The 24,318-nt window shown below is 69.9% G+C and carries 25 protein-coding genes; 6 read left to right on the top strand and 19 right to left on the bottom strand.

Translation table 11 applies throughout. The features are described from left to right. Positions 1-313: 313 nt before the first annotated feature. Positions 314-901, top strand: a complete 588-nt coding sequence (locus HBB12_RS27630; RefSeq protein ID WP_236992295.1) for a hypothetical protein — start codon at positions 314-316, stop codon at positions 899-901. Between the two features lie 33 nt (positions 902-934). Here the strand turns inward: HBB12_RS27630 and HBB12_RS27625 are convergent, their stop codons facing one another. The 5 genes from HBB12_RS27625 to HBB12_RS27605 all read right to left on the bottom strand — a co-directional run bounded on the left by HBB12_RS27625 (position 935) and on the right by HBB12_RS27605 (position 4,491). Beyond that, positions 935-2,032 (bottom strand): calcium:cation antiporter, encoded by a 1,098-nt coding sequence (locus HBB12_RS27625; protein WP_236992918.1) that lies wholly within the window; start codon positions 2,030-2,032, stop codon positions 935-937. Positions 2,033-2,102: 70 nt separating this feature from the next. After that, entirely contained in the window at positions 2,103-2,960 is an 858-nt protein-coding gene (locus HBB12_RS27620) for a branched-chain amino acid aminotransferase (RefSeq protein WP_236992294.1), read from the bottom strand. 113 nt (positions 2,961-3,073) lie between these two features. Then, positions 3,074-3,400 carry a hypothetical protein gene (locus HBB12_RS27615; RefSeq protein WP_236992293.1) on the bottom strand — a complete coding sequence of 109 codons (327 nt, stop codon included), beginning with the start codon at positions 3,398-3,400 and terminating at the stop codon, positions 3,074-3,076. Positions 3,401-3,717: 317 nt separating this feature from the next. Next, a complete protein-coding gene (locus tag HBB12_RS27610) occupies positions 3,718-4,254 on the bottom strand; it encodes a Spy/CpxP family protein refolding chaperone (protein WP_236992292.1) in 537 nt (178 codons plus the stop codon). Between the two features lie 84 nt (positions 4,255-4,338). Next, the gene (locus HBB12_RS27605; RefSeq protein ID WP_236992291.1) at positions 4,339-4,491 is read right to left on the bottom strand and encodes a hypothetical protein; all 153 of its coding nucleotides are present in this window, start codon (positions 4,489-4,491) and stop codon (positions 4,339-4,341) included. Positions 4,492-4,787: 296 nt separating this feature from the next. Between HBB12_RS27605 and HBB12_RS27600 the strand changes: the two genes are divergently transcribed. Next, positions 4,788-5,240, top strand: a complete 453-nt coding sequence (locus tag HBB12_RS27600; protein WP_236992290.1) for a DUF4142 domain-containing protein — start codon at positions 4,788-4,790, stop codon at positions 5,238-5,240. Positions 5,241-5,557: 317 nt separating this feature from the next. On the opposite strand, the gene rsmA is transcribed toward HBB12_RS27600, so the two are convergent. The 5 genes from rsmA to lptF form a co-directional block, all read right to left on the bottom strand. After that, positions 5,558-6,394: a 16S rRNA (adenine(1518)-N(6)/adenine(1519)-N(6))-dimethyltransferase RsmA gene (gene rsmA / locus HBB12_RS27595; RefSeq protein WP_236992289.1), complete on the bottom strand. Its 837-nt coding sequence runs from the start codon at positions 6,392-6,394 to the stop codon at positions 5,558-5,560. Beyond that, positions 6,391-7,407, bottom strand: a complete 1,017-nt coding sequence (pdxA, locus tag HBB12_RS27590) for a 4-hydroxythreonine-4-phosphate dehydrogenase PdxA (RefSeq protein ID WP_236992288.1) — start codon at positions 7,405-7,407, stop codon at positions 6,391-6,393. Before pdxA ends, rsmA begins: the two co-directional genes overlap by 4 nt. A 98-nt stretch (positions 7,408-7,505) precedes the next feature. Next, complete coding sequence (gene lptD / locus HBB12_RS27585) at positions 7,506-10,169, bottom strand: LPS-assembly protein LptD (RefSeq protein WP_236992287.1); 2,664 nt, start codon at positions 10,167-10,169, stop codon at positions 7,506-7,508. Beyond that, positions 10,169-11,257 carry an LPS export ABC transporter permease LptG gene (gene lptG / locus HBB12_RS27580; RefSeq protein WP_236992286.1) on the bottom strand — a complete coding sequence of 363 codons (1,089 nt, stop codon included), beginning with the start codon at positions 11,255-11,257 and terminating at the stop codon, positions 10,169-10,171. Before lptG ends, lptD begins: the two co-directional genes overlap by 1 nt. Positions 11,258-11,263: 6 nt before the next feature. Then, positions 11,264-12,430 carry an LPS export ABC transporter permease LptF gene (lptF, locus tag HBB12_RS27575; RefSeq protein ID WP_236992285.1) on the bottom strand — a complete coding sequence of 389 codons (1,167 nt, stop codon included), beginning with the start codon at positions 12,428-12,430 and terminating at the stop codon, positions 11,264-11,266. Between the two features lie 246 nt (positions 12,431-12,676). Here lptF and HBB12_RS27570 point away from each other — a divergent pair, with 246 nt between their 5' ends. The 3 genes from HBB12_RS27570 to HBB12_RS27560 all read left to right on the top strand — a co-directional run bounded on the left by HBB12_RS27570 (position 12,677) and on the right by HBB12_RS27560 (position 16,693). Continuing rightward, on the top strand, positions 12,677-14,188 hold the full coding sequence (locus tag HBB12_RS27570) for a leucyl aminopeptidase (RefSeq protein WP_236992284.1): 1,512 nt from the start codon (positions 12,677-12,679) through the stop codon (positions 14,186-14,188). Then, positions 14,185-14,910 carry a hypothetical protein gene (locus HBB12_RS27565; RefSeq protein WP_236992283.1) on the top strand — a complete coding sequence of 242 codons (726 nt, stop codon included), beginning with the start codon at positions 14,185-14,187 and terminating at the stop codon, positions 14,908-14,910. The genes HBB12_RS27570 and HBB12_RS27565 overlap by 4 nt, the downstream gene beginning before the upstream one ends. A 67-nt stretch (positions 14,911-14,977) precedes the next feature. Beyond that, positions 14,978-16,693, top strand: coding sequence for an AMP-binding protein (locus tag HBB12_RS27560; RefSeq protein ID WP_272913303.1), 1,716 nt, complete (start codon positions 14,978-14,980; stop codon positions 16,691-16,693). Between the two features lie 442 nt (positions 16,694-17,135). Here the strand turns inward: HBB12_RS27560 and HBB12_RS27555 are convergent, their stop codons facing one another. Then, the gene (locus tag HBB12_RS27555; protein ID WP_236992282.1) at positions 17,136-18,392 is read right to left on the bottom strand and encodes an alpha-hydroxy acid oxidase; all 1,257 of its coding nucleotides are present in this window, start codon (positions 18,390-18,392) and stop codon (positions 17,136-17,138) included. A gap of 242 nt (positions 18,393-18,634) precedes the next feature. Here HBB12_RS27555 and HBB12_RS27550 point away from each other — a divergent pair, with 242 nt between their 5' ends. Continuing rightward, positions 18,635-19,069, top strand: coding sequence for a tellurite resistance TerB family protein (locus HBB12_RS27550; RefSeq protein ID WP_236992281.1), 435 nt, complete (start codon positions 18,635-18,637; stop codon positions 19,067-19,069). A gap of 479 nt (positions 19,070-19,548) precedes the next feature. Here HBB12_RS27550 and HBB12_RS27545 read toward each other — a convergent pair whose 3' ends face one another. The 8 genes from HBB12_RS27545 to HBB12_RS27510 form a co-directional block, all read right to left on the bottom strand. Next, on the bottom strand, positions 19,549-19,746 hold the full coding sequence (locus tag HBB12_RS27545) for a hypothetical protein (protein ID WP_236992280.1): 198 nt from the start codon (positions 19,744-19,746) through the stop codon (positions 19,549-19,551). Between the two features lie 38 nt (positions 19,747-19,784). Further along, positions 19,785-20,168, bottom strand: coding sequence for a DUF6481 family protein (locus HBB12_RS27540; protein WP_236992279.1), 384 nt, complete (start codon positions 20,166-20,168; stop codon positions 19,785-19,787). A gap of 3 nt (positions 20,169-20,171) precedes the next feature. Further along, the gene (locus HBB12_RS27535) at positions 20,172-20,393 is read right to left on the bottom strand and encodes a hypothetical protein (RefSeq protein ID WP_236992278.1); all 222 of its coding nucleotides are present in this window, start codon (positions 20,391-20,393) and stop codon (positions 20,172-20,174) included. Between the two features lie 89 nt (positions 20,394-20,482). Next, positions 20,483-20,692, bottom strand: coding sequence for a cold-shock protein (locus HBB12_RS27530; RefSeq protein ID WP_236992277.1), 210 nt, complete (start codon positions 20,690-20,692; stop codon positions 20,483-20,485). A gap of 67 nt (positions 20,693-20,759) precedes the next feature. Beyond that, complete coding sequence (locus HBB12_RS27525; protein ID WP_236992276.1) at positions 20,760-20,987, bottom strand: hypothetical protein; 228 nt, start codon at positions 20,985-20,987, stop codon at positions 20,760-20,762. A gap of 67 nt (positions 20,988-21,054) precedes the next feature. Beyond that, positions 21,055-22,218, bottom strand: coding sequence for an oxidoreductase (locus HBB12_RS27520; protein ID WP_236992275.1), 1,164 nt, complete (start codon positions 22,216-22,218; stop codon positions 21,055-21,057). Between the two features lie 266 nt (positions 22,219-22,484). Then, a complete protein-coding gene (gene gatB, locus HBB12_RS27515) occupies positions 22,485-23,957 on the bottom strand; it encodes an Asp-tRNA(Asn)/Glu-tRNA(Gln) amidotransferase subunit GatB (protein ID WP_236992274.1) in 1,473 nt (490 codons plus the stop codon). Between the two features lie 87 nt (positions 23,958-24,044). Next, positions 24,045-24,308, bottom strand: a complete 264-nt coding sequence (locus tag HBB12_RS27510; protein WP_236992916.1) for a hypothetical protein — start codon at positions 24,306-24,308, stop codon at positions 24,045-24,047. Between the last annotated feature and the right edge of the window lie 10 nt (positions 24,309-24,318).

The raw sequence follows: 24,318 nt of genomic DNA, 5'->3' as shown, positions 1-24,318 counted from the left end.
TCCCCGCGGGCGGGGAGAGGCCTGAGCTCCGAAGGGGCTCAGGAAGCCCGTAGGGCGAGGGTGAGGGGGTGTTTCCAGAGGAGCCTCACGCGTCGAGACCCCCTCACCCTCGCTTCGGCTTCCGCCTCCGCTCACTTCATCGACGACAAGGTCGATGAAGTCCTCTCCCCGCCCGCGGGGAGAGGGGAAACCCGCGCCTCTTCTTTCCCCGAACAGTCCTGCTCAGGCAGGGAGACGAGAAGGATGTCGGACGCCGGAGACTCCCGCCCATCCCCCCGATGCTCTACAGAGGGCTCCGCACGGAGACCCATCGATGACCAGCCGCACCACCGAGATCACGCTTGAGCGCATCGCCCTGATCCGGCGGCTGGTCGTGGCCTGGGACCCGGCGGGGCAGGGCGCTCCGGTGATCCATCCGGACGCGCCCTATGGCAGCCTCGACCGCGACGGCGACATCGCCAACGTCACCGGCGACGACGAGGGCGCGGCGGAGGAGCACCGGGCGGTGGGCGAGGCGCTGGTCGCCTTCCTGCACCACGCCGACCTCAAGCCCGGCCGCTACAGCTACCACAACCCGCTGACCAAGCTCGACCTGTCCCACGTCTCCGACGTGTTTCGCGACGAGGCGGCCGGCACCTCGCCCGAGCAGATCGTGTTCGAGGTGGGACCGGAGCATATCGCCCTGATCCGCCGCCTCGCCATGGGCTGGGACGAGGCCAGGGGCGTCCCGGCAGTGGCGTTGCCGGCGCCCTACGGGCCGGGCTCCCTGGAGGAAGCGATGGCCCGGGCGCTCGGCGGCGCCCCGGTGGAGGATCCGGCCCGGCTGCACCGCTCGATGCAGCCGGCCCTCCAGATCTTCCTGCGCAGCGCCGACATCGCCCCGGGCGATTACGACGTCTGACAATGCCGGGGGCATGCCCCCGGCACCCACGCGTCACGGGCTGAAGATCAGCGTCAGGTAGGTGAGGAAGACCACCAGGTGGACGGCGCCCTCCAGCACCGTCGTGCCCTGGCGCGAGAAGGTGATGACGCTGAGCAGCAGCGTCATGGCGAGCACCGCCATCTCGGCCGGTGCCAGGCCGAGCACCACCCGCTGGCCCGAGACGAGGCCGATGACCAGCACCGCCGGCACCGTGAGGCCGACCGTCGAGGTCACGGCGCCGAGGCAGAGGTTGATCGCCCGCTGGAGCTGGTCGCGCCGGATCGCCTTGACGGCGCTGATCCCCTCCGGAGTGAACACGATGGCCGCGATGATGACGCCGCCGAGCGCCGAGGGCGCGCCGAGCGCCTTGATGCCGTGGTCGAGGATCGCCGCGAGGCTCTTCGACAGGAGCACGATCGGCAAAAGGCTGACGAGGAGCAGCCCGGCATGGCGCAGGATCGCCCCGCGGCCGGCATCGGGGTGGGGCGCCTTCTTCTCCACGACCGTGCCCGGCTGGACGAAATCGGTGAAGAAGTCGCTGTGCCGGCCGGTCTGGAGCAGGAGGAAGATGCCGTAGAGCACCACCGTCAGCACCGAGAACGCCACCGCCTGGAACGCCGTCAGCGAGCCGTCCGGGGTCGAGGTGGTGAAGTTCGGGATGATGAGCGCGATGGTGGTGAGCGGGATGATCGCCGCCAGATAGGCGCCGGCCCCGTCGAGGTTGTAGTTCTGGCGGTGGTGGCGCAGGCCGCCGAGGATCAGCCCGAGCCCGACGAGACCGTTCATCACGATCATGATGACGGCGAACATCGTGTCGCGCCCGAGCGTCGGGGCGGCCTTGGCCCCGAGCATCACGGCGGCGACCAGCGCCACCTCGATGATGACGATCGACAAGGTCAGGATCAGGGTGCCGTAGGGCTCGCCGAGGCGGTCGGCCAGTTCCTCGGCCTCGTGCACCACCCCGAAGGCCGACCACAGGATGACGGCGAACAGCCAGGCGAACATACCCGCCGCCACCAGCGGCGCCTCCAACCCCCCGAGCCAGCCCCCGCCGAACACCGCGAAGGCCGCCACCGTCGCCCACGCCACCGCCAACCGCACGACCATCATCTGTCCCACGCGACTCCCTTCGCTTGCGTTGCCGCAACCGTAGCGAAGGAAGCGGGGGCGTAAAGGCGAATCAGCCCCGGTGGGCGAAGGTCCAGTACAGCTCGCGGGCCTTGTCGAACAGCGGGCCGGGCGCGAAGGTCCGCTCGTCGAGGGCGGTCACCGGCACGACCTTGGCGTAGTTGCCGACCGAAAACACCTCGTCGGCCGCCATCAGGTCGTCGACGGTGAGGGTCTTCTCCACCACCGTGACCCCGGCCTCGCGCAGGAGCGCGATCACCCGGCCCCGGGTGATGCCGGCGAGGAACGTGCCGTTCGGCACCGGGGTGTAGACCACGCCGTCACGGGCCATCAGCACGTTGGCGGTGGCGAATTCCGCGACGTTGCCCAGCGCATCGCGCATCAGGGCGTTGCCGAAGCCGCGCGAGGCGGCCTCGGCGATCGCCCGCGAGCTGTTCGGGTAGAGGCAGCCGGCCTTGGCGTCGAGGGGGGCCATGTCCGGCGTCGGGCGCCGGAACGGCGACAGGGTGGCGGTGAACCCGGTCGGCGGCGGCATCGGCGCCTCGTAGAGGCACAGGCACCAATTGGTCGAGGCGGGGTCGAGCCGCACCGCACCGCCCAGCCCCCCTTCCGCCCAGTACATCGGCCGGATGTAGAGCGCGGCGTCGGGCGCGAACCGCGTCAGACCGTCCCGCACCAATTCGGCCCAGGTGCCCTCCGCGACAACCGGTTCGAGGCCGAAATTGGCGGCCGAGCGGTTGATCCGGGAGAGATGCAGGTCGAGGTCCGGGGTCACGCCCTCGAAGGCCCTGGCGCCGTCGAACACCGTCGAGGCGAGCCAGGCGGCATGGGTGCGCGGCCCCATCATCCGCACGTTGCCCGGGTGCCAGGCGCCCTCGAAATAGGTCCAGGTGTCTTCTGTCGCGGCCATCGCCCGCTCCCGCTCGTCTGCCCCGCATGATGGCGCGGCCTCACCCCGGCTGTCCACGCGGGGCGGCCTTCGGCGGACGGGGGAGAGGGTTGCGAGGGAGGCGGGTCCTGGCCTCAGGCGACGTCGAAATCGCCCGGGCGTCCGGCCAGCAACTCGAGGGTGCGCATCACCGCCATGCCGACGCGGTCGGCATCGAACTTGCCGTCCTCGGTCGCCGGCTCGACGCCGACCGGGCCGACCTGGCCCCGGGGCGTGTCGATCACGACGTGGTAGACGTCGCCTTTCAGGCCCGAACGGGCGCGCACCAGCGACACGGCGTGCGGCCCGACCTCGCCGTAGGTCTTGACGTATTGCACGGGACCGCCGGCACGGGGTGTCGTGTTTTCGTCGGCCCGGGCCTTGGCTGCGCGCTGGAAATCCGGACGGATGACGTTGTCCATCTGCCTCTCCCGCTGGTTGCCGCTCAGTTTGTCATGGCTGCTCGTCGGTTGGGTCGATCGTGCCGTCCGGGCCCGTGAGGGTCCGACCGGCCGCGATGGCCCGCCGTGGCGCGTTTCCTCGCGGTGTCCCGGCCGATGTTTCGGTTCTGCCGAGCTTCGCCGCGCCGTCCGGTATCGCATGGCCGGATTGCGTGCGGATTGCGCGGATTGTTGCGCGCGCTCCATCATGCGGGCGCGCCATGCGGCAGCGCCGCCCGCGGCAGGAGCCGGGGCGGCGAGGAGAGAGGCCTTGATGTCCGGGCGGTCGATGGACGCGGTCAGTCGTCGCGGTGGTGCCGGTGCATACCCGGGTGGTGATGCCGCCCCATCGGCCGGCCCAGCATCGCGGCGCGCTGCTTCTGCGCCTGGTCGAGGGTGGCGTAGAGCGGCTGCGAGGCGTCGGCGAGCTTGCGCAGGGCGTCTGAGCGCGCCGCGAGGGCATCGGCCCGGGCCCGGATCGCGTCCGGCGCCGTCTCCGCCACGGGATCGTGATCCTCGCCGCGCCGGGCCTCGCGCTGGTCGCGCCGGACCTTGGCGAGGTTGCGCATCGCGTCCTCGACCGGCGGCCACAGCTTCTCCTGGTCGGGCGTGAGCTTCAGGCCGGCATGCAGGGCGGCGACCCGCGCATCGGTGAAGGCCTGGACGTCCTCGGCGCTGAGGCGGTGCCGGCCCGCCCCATCGGCCGCATGGTCGCCCGCATGTGCGACCTGCACCGGCCGCGGCGCCTGCGCCAGGGCGGTGCCGAGCAGCCCGGCGCTCAAGATCCCGGCCAGGGTCACGGTGGCGAAAACCCCGGTAGTGAGAGTGCGTCGCATGACACGGATCCTCGCGCGGCCGCCCGTCGGGCCGCCGAGGAGAAAGAGTAAGCGTGGCCTTATGGCCCGGACCTCGCCGGGAGATTACGGTTTCGTCACCCGGCGCCGGTCGACGAGGTGGCAGACGACGATCGCCGAGCAGCAGATGGGCGCGACCGGCCTGGCACCCCCTTGCCTGGCGGTTTCCTGCTGGGCCTCCTGCGCCGCGACGGGCGGTCCGAAGAAGATCGTGGTCACCCTCAGCCTCCGTATCCCGCGATCGTCCCGCCGGTCGTGGGGTTTATCGATCCCGGGCCTTGTCCTCACGAGACGACACGTTCGCGACGGGCGGCGTAACCTCACCGATGGGCGTAGCCCGCGGGCGCGAACGGAGCGGGACCGCACCCTTCGCAGGCGCTGGAGCGATTTCCGAAAGACGAGGCTGAAACCCCCTCTTTCGTCGTTTCGTTAGCGCTTGCTCTCAGGGGGCCCGGTTCGGAGTCCCGCGCCCGGGATCCTGCGGGAGCGTCTCACCGCGAAGAGCAAGGTGTCCCATGCATCGTCGTCTCGTACCGACCGCCATCGCCTCGGCCGTGGCGACACCCTCCCTCGTCACAGTGGCCATCGCGCAGCCGCAGGGCGGCCCGACCGCGGCGGCGACGGGCAATACCGGCGCCCGGATGGGCGAGGCCGAGGCCGAGCACGCCGCCGACACCCTGGCGGCCGGCTCCGCCTCCCTGGCGGCGAGCCGCGTCGCGCTGCGGAAGGCCTCCGACGACGACGTGAAGCAGCTCGCGCGCTTCGAGGCCGCCGAGCAGGAGACCATCGCCGACGTGCTCAGGGCGATGCGCGACCCGTCCCAGGCCGCGAGCGGCCAGGTGAAGCCGCCGGCCGAGCCCGAGGTCGACGGGGCCGTCGACCCATCTCGAATTTTCGACGCCAAGCCAGAGGCTTGGCGAAGATTCGAGAACGGAACCAAAGGTCGTTTTCAACGACCGTTTTTATAACGCGGCGATACGCCTGCGACCGAAGCGACCGAGGGGCGTCCCGTCCATGCAGAACGGCTGAAGATCTCAGCAAATCTGCATGCCCGGCCCACGACAGTGCTGTTCATCCACAGATTCGAACATCCCACCTGCCACCTCATCCTGAGGTGTTAGTCGACCAAAGATCGACTGACCTCGAAGGAGGGCTCCAGAAATCTCTGCGATCTTTGGAGCCCTCCTTCGAGGCCGCTACGCGGCACCTCAGGATGAGGTCGCGGGTGGGAGAGGCCGGCGAGGCGGCCAAATCGGTCTGTCGTGTCCCGTGTCCGTAATTCGGCTCAGAGCACCTGCGCCATCGCAACGAAGCCTGCCACCGGCACCTCCTCGGCCCTTGCCGTCTCGGGGATGCCGGCGGCGGCGAGCAGGCGGGCGGGGTCGGGGGTCGCGGCTTTGAGGCTCTGGCGCAGCATCTTGCGGCGCTGGCCGAAGGCGGCGCCGGTCACGGTTTCGAGCGCCCGGACCCGGCACGGCAGGGGCTCGGGCCGCGGCACCAGCCGCACCACGCTCGACGTCACCTTGGGCGGCGGCACGAAGGCCGCGGGCGGCACGTCGAACAGGATCTGGGCCTTGGTGCGCCAGCCGCAGAGCACGCCGAGCCGGCCGTAATTCGCCCGGTCGCCCTCGTCGGCGACGATGCGCTCGGCCACCTCGCGCTGGAACATCAGGGTCAGCGACTCCCACCAGGGCGGCCAGGCCTCCGCCGTGAGCCAGCCGGTGAGGAGCTGCGTGCCGACATTGTAGGGGAGGTTGGCGACGATCCGGGCCGGGCCCTCGCCGATCAGCGGCCGCGGGTCGAATTCGAGCGCATCGGCCTCCACCACCTCCAGGCGGCCGGGATAATGGGCGGCGATTTCGGCGAGCGCCGGCAGGGCGCGGGGATCGCGCTCGACCGCGATCACACGCGCCGCGCCGTGCATCAGCAGCGCCCGGGTCAGGCCGCCGGGGCCGGGGCCGACCTCGACCACCGTCACCCCGTCGAGCGGTCCCGAGGAGCGGGCGATCCGGCCGGTGAGGTTCAGGTCGAACAGGAAATTCTGGCCGAGCGAGCGGCGGGGCATCAGGTCGTGCGCCTGCACCACCTCCCGCAGCGGCGGCAGACCGTCCGGCGCGCTCATGCCGACACTCCCGTCCGGGTCAGCCGCCCGGCGAGCTTGAGGGCCGCGATCAGGCTGTCGGGCTTGGCCAAGCCCTTGCCGGCGATATCGAAGGCGGTGCCGTGGTCGGGCGAGGTGCGCAGGAACGGCAGCCCGAGGGTCACGTTCACGCCCTCGTCGAAGGCGAGTGTCTTGATCGGGATCAGGGCCTGGTCGTGGGTCGGGGCGAGCGCCACGTCGTAGGTGGCCCGGGCGCGGGCGTGGAACAGCGTGTCGGCCGGGTGCGGGCCGGTGATCCGGATGCCCTCCGCCCGCAAGGCCTCGATCGCGGGCGCCAGCACGTCGCGATCCTCCAGGCCCATCGTGCCGGCCTCGCCCGCATGCGGGTTGAGCCCGGCGAGCACGAGGCGCGGGGCGGACAGGCCGAAGCGGGCCCGCATGTCGCGGTCGACGATGCGGGCGGTCTCGACCACGAGGTCTACGGTCAAGAGCTCCGGCACCCGGCGCAACGCCACGTGGATCGTCACCGGCACCACCGCCAGGTCCTCGGACCACAGCAGCATCACGGGCATCGGCGGGGTCGCGCCGGGCTCGGCCGCGAGGGCCGCCAGATACTCGGTATGGCCGGGATGGCGGAAGCCCGCCTCGTAGAGCACGTGCTTGGCGATCGGATTGGTGACGAGGGCCGGCGCGCGACCCGCCTGCACCAGCCGCACCGCCTCGTCGATCGAGGCGAGCGTGCCGGCGGCGCTCGCCGGATCGGGGGCGCCGGGCTCCGCCGCGACGGTGAGGCCGCCGGGCAGCCGCACCACCGGCAAGGCCCGGGCAAAGGCCTGCGCCGCACTCTCTGGCGTGACCTCGCACAAGGGCACCGCGAGGCCGAGCCGGGCCGCGATTTTGCTCAAGAAATCCGGGTCGCCGATGACGAAGAACGGGGCGAGCCCGTGCTCCTCCCGGGCGAGCCAGGCCCGCAGGGTGATCTCCGGGCCGATCCCCGCCGGATCGCCCTGTGTCAGCGCGAGGGCTGTGGTCATTGCGGGGATCCCCGTCCGTCGTGGCGCGTCCCCGCGCCATGGCATCCCGGCTTCCGGTGGGCAAGCACCCCGGCGGCGGGAAGGGCCCGACCGGCCCGTCACCGGGCGGTGGCGATGCCGTCCGCCGTCGTGGTGGTGCTGAGGTTCTGGCGGAAATTCGCCTCGCCGAGGGTGCGTAGCTCGATCCGCAGCAGGAAGGTGCGGTTGCGCTCCCGCAGGCCCGAGGCGGTCTCGATCGGAGAGGACAGGTAGTTGAGCGAGATCGTCGTGCACTCGTCGCGATAGCCGAAGCCGAAGCCCGACGACGAGACGTAGAACTTGTCGGCCCGCTCGTAGACCGGTGCGGTGCCGACCGGGTTGAGGAAATAGGCCTGCGCCGCCGAGGCGTAGAACTCGCGTACCTGGAGGTAGTGCGAGAGGTCGAACAGCACCGAGCCGGTGACGAACCAGTTCGGCGTGATGTTGTAGAGGGCCGAGGCCTGCAGGCCCTCGCGGCGGCGGTCGTAACCGAGCTCGGGCTGCGCTTCGTAGCGGGCGTAGATGAGCGAGGTCTCGAGCGGCAGGAACGGCGCGAACTTCGCCGTGATGCCGCTCTCGAAGCGCTTGAGCGCGAAGGTGGCGTTGTCGAACCGGGCCCGGGTGATGAAGCTGATGTTCTGGTTCGGCGAGACCTGGAAGCGCGAGACGAAGTCCGAACGCGTGGTCTCGAGGCCCGAATCGCGGCCGACATTGTCGATGTCGCCGCGGCGGAACGAGTTGACGCCGGCGAGCGCGATCGACTCGCCGAACATCGCGTTCATGTAGAAGCCGTTGCGGCCGGTGATCGAGTACTCGGCGCCGAGATTGGCGCGCACGCCGCCCTCGACCCGGTCGTAGCCCGAGAACTTGTCCCACTCGAACAGCGAGGTGTCGTCGAAGACGAGGCTCTGCGCGTCCTCGTTCGGCAGGCGGCCGATATGGGTCTCGCTCGGCCGCGCGATCACCTGGGCGATCGGCGAGACCGTGTGGACCCCGAGCGGCCCTAAGTCGGCGACGAAGGGATAGCGGTATTCGAGGCCGACCGCCGGCATCACCCGGCCGGAAAAGTTCGAGTCCGGCGAGAACAGGTTGGTGACTTCGTTGTTCTGGTAGCCGGTCGTGTTCGGGTTCACGAAGAACGCGTCGCCGCGCAGATAGGCGAAGGGCTGCCAGCGCTGGCCGAACTCGTCCGTGAAGGTGCGCCGCCACGACACCTGGGCGGTGGCCCGGGTGGTGTCGCCGGCCAGCCCGCTCACCAGGCACTGCCCGCGCTCGAACACCGAGCAGGTGCTGTAGAGCGGGAAGGTGATGCCGTTGACGCTCGGGCTGAGCAGGTAGGTGCCGGTGCGCGGGATCTGGGTGTACTGGGTCGCGTCCCGGGTCAGGTGGGTGAAGTTCGCCTGGAACCGCACCTCGCCGCCGATCGGGTCGGGCCCGTCGCGGCGCTTGTCGTAGTCGATCACCGGGGCGACGACCGGCTGCTGCTTCTGCCAGTCGAACGTCGACAGGCCCTTGAAGTAGTAGCCCCGCGCCTCGAACCACGAGCGGTCGCCCTGGCCGATCAGGTAGGCGGTGGAGACGGCCTCACGGAAGTAATCCGTGCTGATCGTCTGGTTGCGGATGCGGTAATTGTCGAGGAACCACTTGTCGGTGACGCCGACGACGTCCCAGCCGGCGCGCCAGTTCGGGGCGAGGTAGAACTGGCCGGCCGATTCGATCGATCCGCGAAAGTCGCGGTCGCCCGAGCCGAGGGGGCCGGGCAGGAAGGCGCTCGGCGTCGACTGGAAGATGCCGCTGACGCGAAGGTTGTAGAAGCCGTTGGCCAGCCGCTGGCGCCACTCGGCCTGGCCGAGCACGCCCTGCTTCGACAGGAAGGTCGGCTCGACGGTGAGGTCGTAATCGGGCGCGATGTTCCAGAAGAACGGCGTGCCGATGCCGTAGCCGAGCACGTTCGAGGACACGAAGTGCGGCGCCAGGAAGCCGGTATCGCGCCGCACCGTCGGGTCGGGCGAGTAGAAATAGGGCAGGTAAGCGACCGGGATGCCGGCCACTTCGAGGTAGGAATCCTCGTAGTAGATCCGGCGTTCCTCGTTGTTGTGGATGATCCGCGCCGCCTTGACCTGCCACAGGGGCGGCCGCTCGGGATGGTCCTTGCACGGCTCGCAGGCCGTGTAGGTGCCGTATTCGAAGGTCGTGGTCTGGCCCTCGACGCGCTCCGCCCGCGGGGCGGAGAAGCGCACCCGGGCCGGGCGGCCGCGCTGCTCGATCGTCTGCTGGATGCGCAGCGAATCGATGAAGCCGGACTTGAAGTCGTCGGTCAGCTCCATCCGGTCGCCGGTCACGACCGCGCCGGTCTCGTCGGTGAGGCGGACATTGCCCTCGGCGAAGACCCGGCCGGTGTTGCGGTCGTAGCGGACGCGGTCGGCCAGGAGGGTGCGCGGGCCGTAATGCAGCTCGGCGTTGCCGACCGCCGAGACCGTGTTGCGGTCGTTGTCGTAGACGAGTTCCTTCGCCTCGACGAGGAGCCGCTCGTTGTTGCCCTTGGCCGCGTTCTTGGCCGATCCGGCCGCCAGGCGGTCGTTGAGCGTGCCTTGCGCATGCGCAAGGCCGCCCACGCCTGCCGTCACGGCAGCGGCCAGCATGACCGTCAGGGATCCCGTGACCGCGGCACCCGCGGCCTTACGCACGACTCGACCCATCCCTGCACCCGCTAGCCCCGCGCCCATCCTCCGGAGGTCAGGCATCAGCCGTCCTCCAGGTGCAGAAGCGCGAGCGTTCCGAGAAGACTCCCTACCACGGCCGGGAACCACGCCGCCACCGGTGCCGCGACCAATCCAGAGGCGCCGAGGCCCTCCATCACCTGGCGTGCCACGTAGAGCACGAAGCCCGCCGCGACGCCGCCGAGAACCATCTTGCCGATGCCACCAAAGCGGAAGAACCTTAACGAAACCGACGCCGCCACCAGCACCATCGCCAGGAACAGCACCGGCCGGGCCATCAGAACGTCGTACTGGAGACGGTAACGCGTGGCGTCGAGTCCCGCCCGCTCGGTCCGGGCGATCGTCTGGCGCAGTTGCCAGAAAGGCACGGATTCGGGTGGGGTGAAGCGCTGGCGCACCTGCGAGGGGTCGAGCGTCGAGGCGATCAGATAGGTGTCGTAGCTCTGCGGCTCCTGGTCGAGGCCTTGCACGCGCACGTCCTGCAATTCCCAGTAGCCGTCATGCAGGGTGGCGCGGGCCGCCTGCATCTGCTGGGTGAAGGCGCCCGCATCGTCGAAGGTGAAGACCGCGACGCCGGCGAGCGTCGTGGTGCCCTCGATCGCGGTCTCGGCCCGGATGATCGCCTGGCCGTCGAGGCTGCGCTGGCGGATCCACAGGTCCTTGCCGGAGCCGGCCTTCGAGGATTTGGCGAAGATCTTGGCCTCGATCTCGGTCGAGCGCTGCTTCAGCTCCGCCGAGACCGGGTTGTAGACCCCGACCGTGAAGGCGCCGATGCCGAGCGCCACCAGAACGCCGGGCTGGAGGAATTGCCAGGCCGAGATGCCGGCGGCGCGGGCCACCACCAGCTCGAGCTTGCGGCTGAGCTGGAGCAGAGCCGCCATGGCGCCGAACAGGATCGCGAAGGGCAGCACCTGCTCGGCTACGGCGGGCGTGCGAAACAAAGCCAGCCGCGCCATCACGGTGGCGGACGCCCCCTCGGCGTCGCCGGCCCGGCGCATCAGCTCGACGAAGTCGAGGGTGTAGACGAGGGCGAAGACCGTGAGGAAGACCCCCAGGATCATGCGCAGGAAGCGGGCCGCCAGATAGCGGCCGAGGGTGAAGCCGATCAGCATCGCGGTTCAGCTCGTCCGGGTCCGCAGGACCGGGACCGCCCCCGAGAGCCGGCGCAGTCGCGCGGCGATCCCGGCATTGAAGGCCCGCACCCGGTTGCCCTGAGTGGCGACGAGGAGGGACAGGGCGATCGCGACGAGCGGCACGGCATAGACCGCGATCACCGCTCCTTGACTGCGCACCGCCGCGCTCGATGCGGCAAAGCCCGCGATCCGCAACCCCACCACGGCGGCGATGGCGCCCGCCACGGCGAGCCCGCGGCCCTGGCGGGTGGTGCGGGGATCGCCGAGCGCCGCGAAGGCGATCAGCCCGAGCGCCAGGGGATAGAGCCAGGACGAGAGCCGGTCGTGCAGTTCGGCCCGGAACCGGCCCTTGGTCAGCTTGTAGTAGGTCTCGTTCGAGTCCGGGAACATCAGCTGCACGGTCGAGCGCTCGCGCGGCTTGTAGATCGTGTCGGCATCGGGCGGCGTGAACGCCGCCAGATCGACGGCGTAGCGCTGGAAGGTGATGATCGAGGAATCGCGGCTGCCCGGCTGCTGGCGGTGGATGCTGCCCTTCTCGAGCACCAGGTAGGTCTGGCCGTCGAGATCGACCGCTTGGCCGCGCTCGGCGAGGTAGACCACGGTCTTCCCGGCTTCGCGCCGATCCTGCATGAAGATGCCGAGCAAGGCCCCGTTCGGCGCCCGCTCGCGGAAATGGAAGGTGATGCCGCTGTCGAGGCTGGTGAACTGTCCTTCCTTGACCACGTTGGCGATGAAGTCGCCCCGCACCCGGGTCAGCACGTCGCGCAATTCCTGGAAGCTCGACGGCATCACCTGGATGGTGAGGAAGCCGATCGCCGCGCTGACGATCAGCGCCAGCGTCAGGAACGGCCGCATCAGGTGGCGCGGCGACATGCCGGCCGCGCTCATCACGATCAGCTCGGAATCGCCGTTGAGCTTGTTCAGCGCGTAGACCACCGCGATGAACAGCGCGACCGGCGCGATCACGGTGATCAGGGTCGGCAGCGACAGCCCGGTGATCAGGAAGAAGATCAGCAGGGTCTGGCCCTTGGCCGTGATGAGGTCCAGCTCGCGCAGGGCCTGCGTCACCCAGATCACGCCGGTGAGGCCGATCAGGCACGACAGGAAGGCCCCGAGGGCGATGCGGAAGATGTATCGCTCGATCTGCTTCATCGGCCGGCTGCGGTCGGGCCCCCTTCCGCGTGGATGATGGTTAGGCGCCCCCCGCCGGCCGCACAAGCACCGGGTGCCCTCAAGCGCGGCAAGAAGCACGGCAAGTGCGGCCTTTTGCGGGCGGGCGCGCCCCTCTCGCCACACCCGGCCGCGTTGCGCTCGCGGGCGTCCGGCCGCTACACAGGTCCGACGCGGCGCCGTAAGGGACGCGCGCGAAACCGAAAAGAACGGGACGAAAGCAGCGCCATGGCGGACGGCATCAGCATCGAGATCGAATCCCTCGCCGCGTCCGGGGCGTCGCTCAAGCCCGGCGGCGACCTCGTGCTGTTCGTGGGCGAGGACCTCGCGCTGTCGCCGCGGGCGGCCGAGATCGCCGGGCCCGGCGCGGCCGAGCTGGTGGCACGGGCGGCCGGCGTCGAGCGGTTCAAGGGCAAGGCGTCGAGCGCGATGGTGCTCACCGCCCCGGCCGGCCTGTCGGCCGAGCGGCTGGTGGTGATCGGCACCGGCTCCGACGAGGCGGCCGCGCGCGACTGGGCGAGCCTGGGCGGCTACACCGCCGGCAAGCTCGGCAGCCGCTCGGCCACCCTGGTGCTCGAATGGCCCGGCACCGCGCCCGGCACCGACGAGGTCGCGGCCTTCTCGACGGGGGCGCGGCTACGCGCCTACAAGTTCGACCGCTACAAGAGCAAGAAGTCGCCCGACGGCGAGGAGACGGGCGGCAACGGTCGCCTGACCCTGCTGGTGCCGGAGAATGCCGGGCTGAAGAAGGCCATGCGCGGCGCCGAGGGGCTGGCCGAGGGCGTGATCCTCGCCCGCGAACTCGTCAACGAGCCGCCGAACGTCCTCGACCCGGAGGAGTTCGCCCGGCGGGCCTCCGCCCTGGAGAAGCTCGGCGTCGAGATCGAGATCCTCGACGAGAAGGACATGAAGAAGCTCGGCATGCGGGCGCTCCTCGCCGTCGCGCAGGGCTCGGCCAAGGAGGCCCGGGTCGTCATCATGCGCTGGAACGGCGGCGAGGACGCCTCCGAGGCGCCGGTGGCCTTCATCGGCAAGGGCGTGACCTTCGATTCCGGCGGCGTCTCCATCAAGGGGAGCGGCGGCATGGAGGACATGAAGGGCGACATGGCGGGCGCGGCTTGCGTCGTCGGCCTGATGCACGCGCTCGCCAGCCGCAAGGCCAAGGTCAACGCGCTCGGCGCCATCGGTCTCGTCGAGAACATGCCCGACGGCAAGGCCCAGCGCCCCGGCGACATCGTCACCTCGATGTCGGGCCAGACGATCGAGATCATCAACACCGACGCGGAAGGCCGCCTGGTGCTCGCCGACGTGCTCTGGCACGTCCAGCAGACCTACAAGCCCCGGTTCATGATCGATCTCGCGACCCTGACGGGCGCGATCCTGGTGGCGCTCGGCCAGGAATTCGCCGGCATGTTCTCGAACAACGACGAGCTGGCGCAGCGCCTCTCGGCGGCGGGCGAGGCCACCGGCGAGAAGGTCTGGCGGATGCCGCTGGCGCCGGGCTTCGACAAGCTGATCGAGTCGAAATTCGCCGACATGAAGAACACCGGCGGCCGGCACGGCGGCTCGGCCACGGCGGCCCAGTTCCTCAAGCGCTACGTCAACGACGTGCCGTGGATCCACCTCGACATCGCCGGCGTCGGGATGGGCTCGCCGGCCACCGAGACCAACCGCTCCTGGGGCTCGGGCTGGGGCGTGCGCCTCCTCGACCGGCTCGTGCGCGACCACTACGAGGCGTGAGCGCCGCGGCCGGAGACCGTCCGGGGGCCCGGACATCCTCCCGGACGGGGCACCTCGCCGCCCTGATCCCGCTCGGGGCGGCCCTCGCCGCGGTGGCGCTCGCCGCCGCGACCGGCGCGACGCAGGGCAGCCTGGCTTCGGCCGGCCTCGACGCGTGGGTCTACGGCTTCTTCGCCGACCGCTACCCGCTGTTCTTCGCGGCCATCGTGTACGGCGTCGTGCGGGCGGCCCTGCTGCCGCTCTCCGCGCCGGGCTGGCGGGGCTGGCTCGGGGCGGTTTTCGGCGTCGCCCTCGTCGTCGCCCTGTCGCTGCACCCGACCTATGGTGGGCTGGTGCTGCGGGCCGGCTTCTCGGTCGGAGGCGTCGCCTTCCTGTCCGGCCAGCCGATGGCCCTGGCGCAGGGGCTCGGCGCGGTTGTGGCGGCGTCCGTGTTCGGCGGAGCCTTGGGCTTTGCCGCCCTGATCGCCCGCGGCCTGCCGCGTCGCGGCACCTGGCGCCGGGCCCTCGTCCGGGGGCTTCTGCGCTTCGTCGCGCTCGCCTGGGCCCTCGGCCTCCTGGCGGCGGCACGGGATCTCGGCCTCTCGGGTTTTCCACGCCGTCCGCTCGCCGGTACGCAAACGATGGTGTCCCTGGGAATCGTGCTCGCGGCGTTCCTGCCCCATGCGATCCTCGGCCTCGCCGGTCCTCGCGGGTCGGTTGAAACGGCCTCGGCTAGGCGCTAACCCAGAGGTAAGCCGGAGCCCCGCGTGGCATCCAAGGAGGCATCCGGCACCGGGAGGGCAGGAGTTCATGGGCAAGGGGTCGAGCGCGATGGAACCGAACACCCCGCCGCGGCCCTGGCTCGCCGCCTACCCGGCCGGCGTCCCGGCGGAGATCGACGTGAACGGCCTCGGCACGCTGGTCGAGCTGATCGAATCGTGTGCGCAACGCTTCGCCGACCGGCCGGCGATCAGCTGTTTCGGGGCCTCGCTGACCTATGCGGCCCTGCGGCGCGAGGGCGGGGCGGTGGCGGCCTGGCTCCAGGCGCACGGCATCGGCAAGGGCGACCGGGTCGCCATCATGATGCCGAACGTGCCGGCCTTTCCCATCGCGCTCGTCGGGGTGCTGCTCGCCGGCGCCACGGTGGTCAACGTCAACCCGCTCTACACCCCCCGCGAACTCACCCACCAGCTGCGCGATGCCGGCGCCCGGGCGCTCTTCGTGCTGGAGAACTTTTGCCACACCGTCGCCGAGGCGCTGCCCGACCTGCCCGGTCTCGAACGGGTGGTGGTGGCCGGCGCCGGCGACGGGCTCGGGCTCAAGGGCTCGCTGATCACGCTCGCGGCGCGCCACCTGAAGAAGGCGGTGCCGGCCTTCAGCCTGCCGGCCGCACGCCGCACGCACTTCAAGGCGGCGCTCGCCGCGGGGCGCAAGGCGACGTTCCGGCCGGTCGCGGTCGGTTCCGACGACCTCGCCTTCCTGCAATATACCGGCGGCACCACCGGCGTGTCGAAGGGGGCGATGCTGACCCATCGCAACGTCGCCGCCAATGTCGAGCAGAGCCGGGTGTGGTTCCGCATGCGCGACGACGAGGGGCCCGGCCGGGTGATGGTGACGGCCCTGCCGCTCTACCACATCTTCGCGCTGACCTGCTGCTTCTTCTTCATGATGCGGCTCGGGGCCTGCTGCCTGCTGGTGCCGAACCCGCGCGACATCGGCGGCTTCGTGACGTTGCTGCGCAAGAGCCGGTTCACCAACCTGTCGGGCGTCAACACCCTGTTCAACGCGCTCCTCAACCATCCCGACCTTGCCAAGGTCGACTGGTCGCGGCTCGAATATTCCATCGCCGGTGGGATGGCGATGCAGGGACCCGTCGCAAAGCGCTGGAAGGCGGCGACCGGCAAGACGGTGATCGAGGGCTACGGCCTGTCGGAGACCTCGCCGGTGGTCTCGATCAACCCGCCGGACCTGCACGACTGGTCGGGCACCATCGGCTACCCGGTCTCCTCGACCGAGGTCTGCATCCGCAACGACGCCGGCACGACCCTGCCGATGGGCCAGCCCGGCGAGCTCTGCGTCCGCGGCCCGCAGGTGATGGCCGGCTACTGGGGCCGGCCCGACGAGACCGCCCGGGCGATGACCCCGGACGGCTTCTTCCGCACCGGCGACATCGCGGTGATCGAGCCCGACGGCCAGGTCCGCATCGTCGACCGGATGAAGGACATGATCCTGGTCTCCGGCTTCAACGTCTATCCGAACGAGGTCGAGGACGTGCTCGCCGCCCATCCGGGCGTGCTCGAAGTGGCGGTGGTGGGCGAGCCCGCGGCGGAGACCGGCGAGAGCGTCGTCGCCCACGTGGTCCGGCGCGACCCCGACCTGACGGCGGAGGCGCTTCGCGCCTATGCCCGGGAAGGCCTCACGGCCTACAAGGTGCCGCGCCGCATCGTCTTCCGCGACAGCCTGCCGAAGACCAATGTCGGCAAGGTGCTGCGGCGGGCCTTGCGGGACGGGGAGGCGGTGGGGTGAGCGGCGCGCCAGCGCTCGCTCCCGAGGATGGGGTCGTCCAGGGACAAGAATAGGCGCGGGTTCCCCCTCTCCCCGCGGGCGGGGAGAGGGCTGCGTCTCCGTTCAGGAGATGCAGCAAGCCCGCAGGGCGAGGGTGAGGGGGTGTGTCCGGAGGAGTCTCATCCGTCGAGACCCCCTCACCCTCGCTACGGCTTTCGCCTCCGCTTGCCGACGACACGACAAGGTGTCGTCGGCCCTCTCCCCGCCCGCGGGGAGAGGAGGAAACCCGCGCCATTCCTGTCTCGACGATTCCGTGTGCAGTCCTGCCCCTATGGGGATAAAAAGACCCAATTTTACAAGCGCTTGACCTTCAGGGCCGAAGTATGTGGCTGCAAGTGGGGTAGGGGGGAGAGTCGAGGGATGACGGCGAAGGGTGTGCGAGTCAGCAGGTGATCGGGGCCCCTCACCACCCGCCCCGCCGCATCCGCACATGGTCCCGTGTGATGGCGTCGAGCGTCGGGGTTCCCAGCAACGTCATCGCGTTGTCGAGTTCACTCCCGAAAATCTCGATCGCCCGGGAGACGCCCGCGGTCCCGCCGGCCGAGAGGCCCCACAGGAACGGCCGCCCCAGGCTGCAGGCGGTGGCGCCGAGCGCCAGTGCCTTGATCACGTCGGTGCCGCGGCGCACGCCGCCGTCGAGGATGATCTCGGCTCGGCCCGCCACCGCCTCGGCCACGTCCGGCAGGGCGGTGATCGCCGCCGGCACGTCGTCGAGCTGGCGGCCGCCATGGTTGGAGACGATCACCGCCTCGATGCCGAGCGCCACCGCCGTCTCGGCGTCGCCCGGATGCAGCAGGCCCTTCAGCGCCATCGGGCCGCGCCAAAGGTCGCGGATGCGCGCGATGTCGTCCCAACTGGCCGAGGGGTCGAACAGCGAGGCGACGTGCTGCGCCACGCTGGTGAAGCCGGTCCCTGCCATCTGGAAGTTGCCGAAGCCGAGCCGCGACCGGGCGGCACCGGCGAGCCAGGCCGGCCGTCGGGCGAGATCGAGGGCGGTGGAGAGGCGGGGCTTGAGCGGCATGGTGAAGGCGTTGCGCAGGTCGCGCTCGCGCCGGCCCTGCACCGCGAGGTCGACGGTGAGGCAGAGCACCCGGTAGCGCGACGCGGCGGCGCGGCGCAGGAGCGCCTGCATCCAGTCCCGGTCGCGCAGGAAGTAGAGCTGGAACCAGCGCTCGCCCTCGGGCGCGCCCTCCGCCACCTGCTCGATCGAGGCGACGGAATTGGTCGACAGGCAGTAGGGGATGCCGGCGCGCGCCGCCGCCCGCGCGCCCGCCACCTCGCCGTCGGGCCAGAAGAAACCGGCGAGCCCGGTCGGCGCCATCATGATCGGCAGGGACGCGCGATATCCGAGGATCGACCGGGACAGGTCGCGGGTGCCGACATCGACGCCGACCCGCGGCATCAGCATCCAGCCGTCGAAGGCCTCGACGTTGTCGCGCAAGGTGCGCTCGTCCTCGGCGCCGCCGTCGATGAAGTCGAACACCGCCTGCGGCAGCCGCCGGGCCGCCTGGGCGCGCAGGTCGGCGATCGTGTAAGCGCGCTGCAGCCGGGCGGTCAGGCGGGTCGGGGCGGCGGGGATCGCCGGGGCCGGCGGCTTCGCCAGGGCGGAGGAGGGCCGTGGGGCGAGGGCTCGCCCCGTGTGGCGCTCGTCTGCATCCACGCTTGCCTCCCCCGTCCTGTTCTTGAACGACGGGTTAGCATCGGCGCGCGGCGGCCTGCAACCGGTTGGCAACGTGACCGGAGGTGCCGGGCTGTTCGCGCGCCCGGCGCATGCCCAAATCCGCTAGGAACTGCGGCCGGAACCCTGACGACGCCGACATGCTGCGCTGCGGCAGCCTGCCGATTTTCTCTTACCGCCGCGCTTGCTAAGGAGGGTATCGTGCATGCGCGTAAGGGAGTCCCATGAGCCTCGTCCAGGCGGCCTTCGGCCGGTTCAAGCAGACGGTGACCGCCTATGCGGGTGACGCTCCGCTGATGAAGGCCGCGGTGTCGGCCTGTGCCAACGTGATCGTGGCCGATGGCGAGGTCGCCGGAGCGGAGTTCGAGGCGGCGCTGAAGGGCATGCTCGCCGATCCGATCCTCGAGAAGGGCTATGACAGCCTGATGCTGGAGGAAGAGCTCTACGACGCGATCGGCCGCGCCCGTACCCGCGCCGGGCGGATGCAGAACATCCACTTCATCGAAGCCCTGGCCGAGCGCCCGGCGGAGCAGCGCCAGAGCGTCTTCCTGATCGCCGCCGACGTCGCGGATTTCGAGGGCATCAGCCCCTCCGAGCACCGGGCCCTGACCGAGGTGGCCTCGGCGCTCGGGCTCGACCGGGACGCGTTACTCTCCTGATCACCGGCCTGCGGACAGGTTCACGCAAATGATGTGATCCACCGCCGCCCAGGCGGCCGGCGTGGCGCTGGTCCGGTTCAGGGAGCCGGCCTCGGGTCACGGCGCATCGTTCCGGATGAGCTGGCACTATTTCCAGATCGTTGCAGGCGATCTGCAGAGCGACGAGGCGGTCTTCCGCGGCGCCCGCAATCTATCTCAACGCCATGCATGGACGCATCGGTACCCGCCGCGCTGCCCGGCGAAGATGATAATCCTATCAGGCTATCCGATGGGCCAGACTAGTCAGAAAATCTGAAACTCATCTTCCGCACCGACGTTGTTATCCCCAGATGAACTGAGAATAACATCAATTCAGACAGTCTTTACTGCCAGCGCGACTGCGATCATCCTGGCCGGCTTCTCGGCCTCGGCGATGGCCGAGGAGACCACAGTGATCCATCGCGACCGGGCGCCCGGCATCGTGGTCGAACATCCGGGCATTACGGTAGGGCGACGATCTCGCTCTCCCGAACCGCGCGTTCGCCCATCCGCGACCGGATGCGATAGGCGGCTTCGCCGCTGCGATCCTCCGGCATCAGGCGGACGACCTCGAAGGAATCCATGTCGCTGGCCTGGGCGTCGGACGATCCGGACCGCACCATCCGCACGCGCTGGTTCAGCTTGAACTTGTAGGTCATCGCGCAGATCCTTTCGACAATCGGTGCCGGCGGGGCGTTCAGCCCCGCTTGCGTGCCTTGCGGGCGGCGTAGCGGGCGTCGCGCGCGGCTTTCTGCTCGGCTTGCAGCGTCTCGGCATTCCGCTCTGCCTCGGCGGCGCGCTCCGTCTCCTCGGCGGCGGCGATCTCACGCAGACGGGTGGCTTCGGCCTCCGCCTCGGCTTCCCGCGCGAGCCGCGCGGCCTCCTGCGCAGCCCGTTCGGTCTCGCGCTCGGCGAGACGGATGGTCCGCGCTGCGGTGATCGCCTGCCGTGCGGCGCGGCGTGCCGCGAGGGTCGGGTCGGTGTCGGTGGCCCGCGCCTGGAACCGGGCGAGCGTGGCCCGGCGGGCGGCATCGGCCGAACCCAGCCGGTCGCCGAGCGGCGCTTCCTTGAACTTGCCCATCGCTCAAACCCTGTGCAGGGCGAGGGAGTGGATCGGGCGGGAGAACCGGTCGGCGAGGTGCCAATGCAGCTCCCGGACCGAGTGATACCGATAGGTCCGGTCGATCAGGTGGCTGACCTCGCGGCTCTCATGATCGACCTGCTGCCAGATCTGCCGCACCTGGAAAGTGGGGGGCTCGATCGCCGGGGTCGGGGACGTGGACTGCGAACTGAAGGTAAAATTCACTCAAGAGTATCCGTTGGAGGTCGGGCCCGCGCCGCGGCGCAGGGCGAGGGATGCGGACGAAATCCTCCGCATCCCGGATCGTCGAGCCGTTACGCGGCGCGCAGGTTGCCGGCGGATTGCTTGCCGCTGCGCCGGTCGGTCTCCATCTCGTAGGAGATCTTCTGGCCCTCGTTGAGGGTCTGCATGCCCGACCGCTCGACGGCAGAGATGTGCACGAACACGTCCTTGCCGCCGTCATCCGGTTGGATGAAGCCGAAACCCTTCTGGACGTTGAACCACTTCACGGTGCCGATAGTCATTGTCGTATCCATGATCTGCAAGCGTAGGATGGAGCTCGGCACGCTGTCAGCGGCGCCAAGGCTCGAATCAATCGACGGATTTGGAGCGAGTGGCAGAGCGTGCGCCAGCGGAAACGCGGCGGAGAGGCTCGGTAATCAGGCCAACAATCGATTCATCATCTCTAAACGAGAATTTGCCAGAGCGCAAGGCGACCGCGAAAATATTTATGGAGATCGCCGGAACGATTGAAAAAGCTCTCGAAAAACCACCTGTCATCACCGTAAATCGAGACGTCAAGGCGCTGCCGAGGCTCACGAATCCAAACCTCGCCCGGGGGTGGCGCGACCCTGATCCGCCGCTGCGCGTTCCGGTCCGAAACCCGTCAGGCGGCGTCGGGGCGCTCTCCCGGGGCCGGGCCAGCCGATGCAGGCCAGCCGATGCAGGCTTCATGGGCGCGGAAGTTGCGCAGCCACCAGCCCCAATCCTCCGGCACCAGGGAGAACGGGTCGGGATGCGCGAGTTCCCGCGCCGCCCAGACCGGCCAGTGCGGGTTCGACAGGGCGGGCCGGCCGAGGAAGACGAGGTCGATCAACTCGTCGCGGATCACCCGGTCGGCCAAAGCCGGCAGGCCGAGATTCCAGCTGACGCCCACCGGGATCCCGACCTCGCGCCGCACCCGCGTGCCGCGCTCGACCATGAACGACATCCGGGCGAAGGGCGGATCGGTCATCGCGTCGGTATTGAAGCCGATCGACAGGTCGGCGAGGTCGAGGCCGTGCTCCTTCATCTTGGCGACCGCCACCACAGCCTCGTCGAACTGTACGCCGTCGGGGTGGAGGTCGTCGGAGCCGAGCCGCATGGTCAGGGGCAGGCGCTCGGGCCATACCGCCCGCACGGCGTCGAGGGCTTCGAGGTGGAACCGCAAGCGGTTGTCGAGGCTCCCGCCGTAGCGGTCGGTGCGCTGGTTGGCGAGCGGAGAGAAGAAGCTGGCGCCGAGATAGCCGTGGGCGAAATGCATCTCCAGCCACTCGAACCCGGCGTCGAGCGCCCGGCGCGCCGCGTCCGCGTAGGCTCGGTGGATGCCGGCGATCTCCTCGACCGTCAGTTCCTCGACCGGGTAGGTGTAGCGGCCGCCATAGGAGATCGGGGAGGGGGCCTTGAGCTGCCAGCCGTCGGGATGGTCCGGCGGGAGCTGGAGCTTGCCCTCCCAGGGTTTCTGCTCGCTGCCCTTGCGCCCGGTATGGCCGAGCTGGATCGCCGGCACCCCGCCCATCTCCCGGATGATGCGGGTGACCCGAGCGAGCCCCTCGACGTGACGGTCGTCCCAGATGCCCGCGCAGGCGCTGGTGGTGCGCCCCTCCGGGGTGATGGCGATCTGTTCTGGGAAGACGAGCCCGAACCCGCCCGCCGCCCGCGAGCCGTAGAGCATCACGTGGTAGTCGCCCATCGCCCCGTCGACCGAGCGATGCATGGTCATCGGCGACATCGCGATCCGGTTGCGGAGCGTGACGTCCTTCAGGGTGAAGGGGCTGAACAGGTCAGGCATGCGGCCTCGCGGGGGCGGGCCGCCCCGCCGGGAGGCCACCCGCGAGGGTAGGGAGCCGCGGCATGAGCCGGCAAGGGCGCGGGAGCGCCCATGCCAGTTTGTCGCGCGGCCGTCGCCGCCGAATGAGGCGCGACGTTACCGGGTGGGTCGCCCGTCATCACGGGCGCGACCTCTCCGGAAGCGGCGTCCCCTCTCCCGGCTCACTTCGTTCGCCACCCTCGCCCGCAGAGGGGGGAGGGTTCAGCGGCGGCGCCGTCGAGGTTTGGCTACTCGATGCCGAGCTTCGCCTTGAGCAGCGCGTTCACCGCCGCCGGGTTGGCCTTGCCGCCGGTCGCCTTCATGGTCTGGCCGACGAACCAGCCGAGCAGGGTGGGCTTGGCCTTGGCCTGCTCGACCTTGTCGGGGTTGGCCGCGATGATCTGGTCGATCGCCGCCTCGATCGCCCCGGTATCGGTGACCTGGCGCAAGCCCCGGCTCTCGACGATCTGGCGCGGCTCGCCGCCTTCGCTCCAGACGATCTCGAACACGTCCTTGGCGATCTTGCCCGAGATGGTGTTGTCGCCGATCAGATCGACGATCGCGCCGAGCTGAGCCGCCGAGACCGGGCTGTCCTCGATGCTCTTGCCCTCCTTGTTCAGGCGGCCGAACAGCTCGTTGATGACCCAGTTCGCCGCGATCTTGCCGTCGCGGCCCTTGGCCACCGCCTCGAAATAGTCGGCGGAGGCGCGCTCGGCCACCAGCACCGTCGCGTCATAGGGCGACAGGCCGTAAGCCTCGATGAAGCGGGCCTTCTTGGCGTCGGGCAGTTCCGGCAGGCCGGCGGCCAGGCGATCGACGAAGGCCTGGTCGAATTCGAGCGGCAGCAGGTCCGGATCGGGGAAGTAGCGGTAATCGTGCGCCTCTTCCTTCGAGCGCATCGAGCGTGTCTCGCCCTTGGTCGGGTCGAACAGGCGGGTCTCCTGATCGATCGTGCCGCCATCCTCGATGATGGCGATCTGGCGCCGCGCCTCGACCTCGATCGCCTGGCCGATGAAGCGGATCGAGTTGACGTTCTTGATCTCGCAGCGGGTGCCGAAGGGGTCGCCGACCTTGCGCACCGACACGTTCACGTCGGCGCGTAAGGAGCCCTTCTCCATGTCGCCGTCGCAGGTGCCGAGGTAGCGCAGGATGGTGCGCAGCTTCGTCACGTAGGCCTTGGCCTCCTCCGAGGAGCGCAGGTCCGGCTTCGAGACGATCTCCATCAGCGCCACGCCCGACCGGTTGAGGTCGACGAAGCTCATCGTCGGGGACTGGTCGTGCAGCGACTTGCCGGCATCCTGCTCGAGGTGCAGGCGCTCGATCCCGACCGTGATGCTCTCGCCGTCGGGGAGATCGACCAGCACCTCGCCCTCGCCGACGATCGGGCTCTTGTACTGGCTGATCTGGTAGCCCTGGGGCAGGTCCGGGTAGAAGTAGTTCTTCCGGTCGAACACCGAGCGGTGGTTGATCTGCGCCTTGAGGCCGAGGCCGGTGCGCACGGCTTGCGCGACGCATTCGCGGTTGATCACCGGCAGCATGCCGGGCATCGCGGCGTCGACCAGCGAGACGTTGTCGTTCGGCTCGGCCCCGAAGGCGGTCGGCGCGCCGGAAAACAGCTTCGAGCGGCTGGTGACCTGGGCATGGATCTCCATGCCGATCACCACCTCCCAGTCGCCCAGCGCGCCCTTGATCAGCTTCTTGGGGTTCACGGGAGCGTTCATGAGGGTCAGGTCTCTCAAGCGATTTCCCCCCTCTCCCGTGGGGCGAGGGGAGCGATTGCGCCTAGTAGGAAGGGCGGCGCGAAGCCGTCAAGCGCGCGGCGCGATCACCCGGCGGGCGGAGTAGCCGACGATCGCGTAGATCAGCGCCGCACCCGTCCGCACCGGAAAGAAGGTGGGCAATTCCCGCCCGATCGGCGCCGGCCACGGCACGCCGATCCCGGTCAGCACCCACGACACCAGCACAGAGGCGACGAGCGCCATGATGGCGACGAGCACCACCTTGCCGAACTGGTCCGCCTTCCAGCCGAGAAACAGCGCGAGCCCGATCAGGACGGGATCGAACGCCGCCATGATCCAGACT

It is taken from the genome of Methylobacterium sp. SyP6R (assembly GCF_019216885.1).
GTDB lineage: Bacteria > Pseudomonadota > Alphaproteobacteria > Rhizobiales > Beijerinckiaceae > Methylobacterium.
This window is presented reverse-complemented; position numbering and strand designations above follow the sequence as displayed.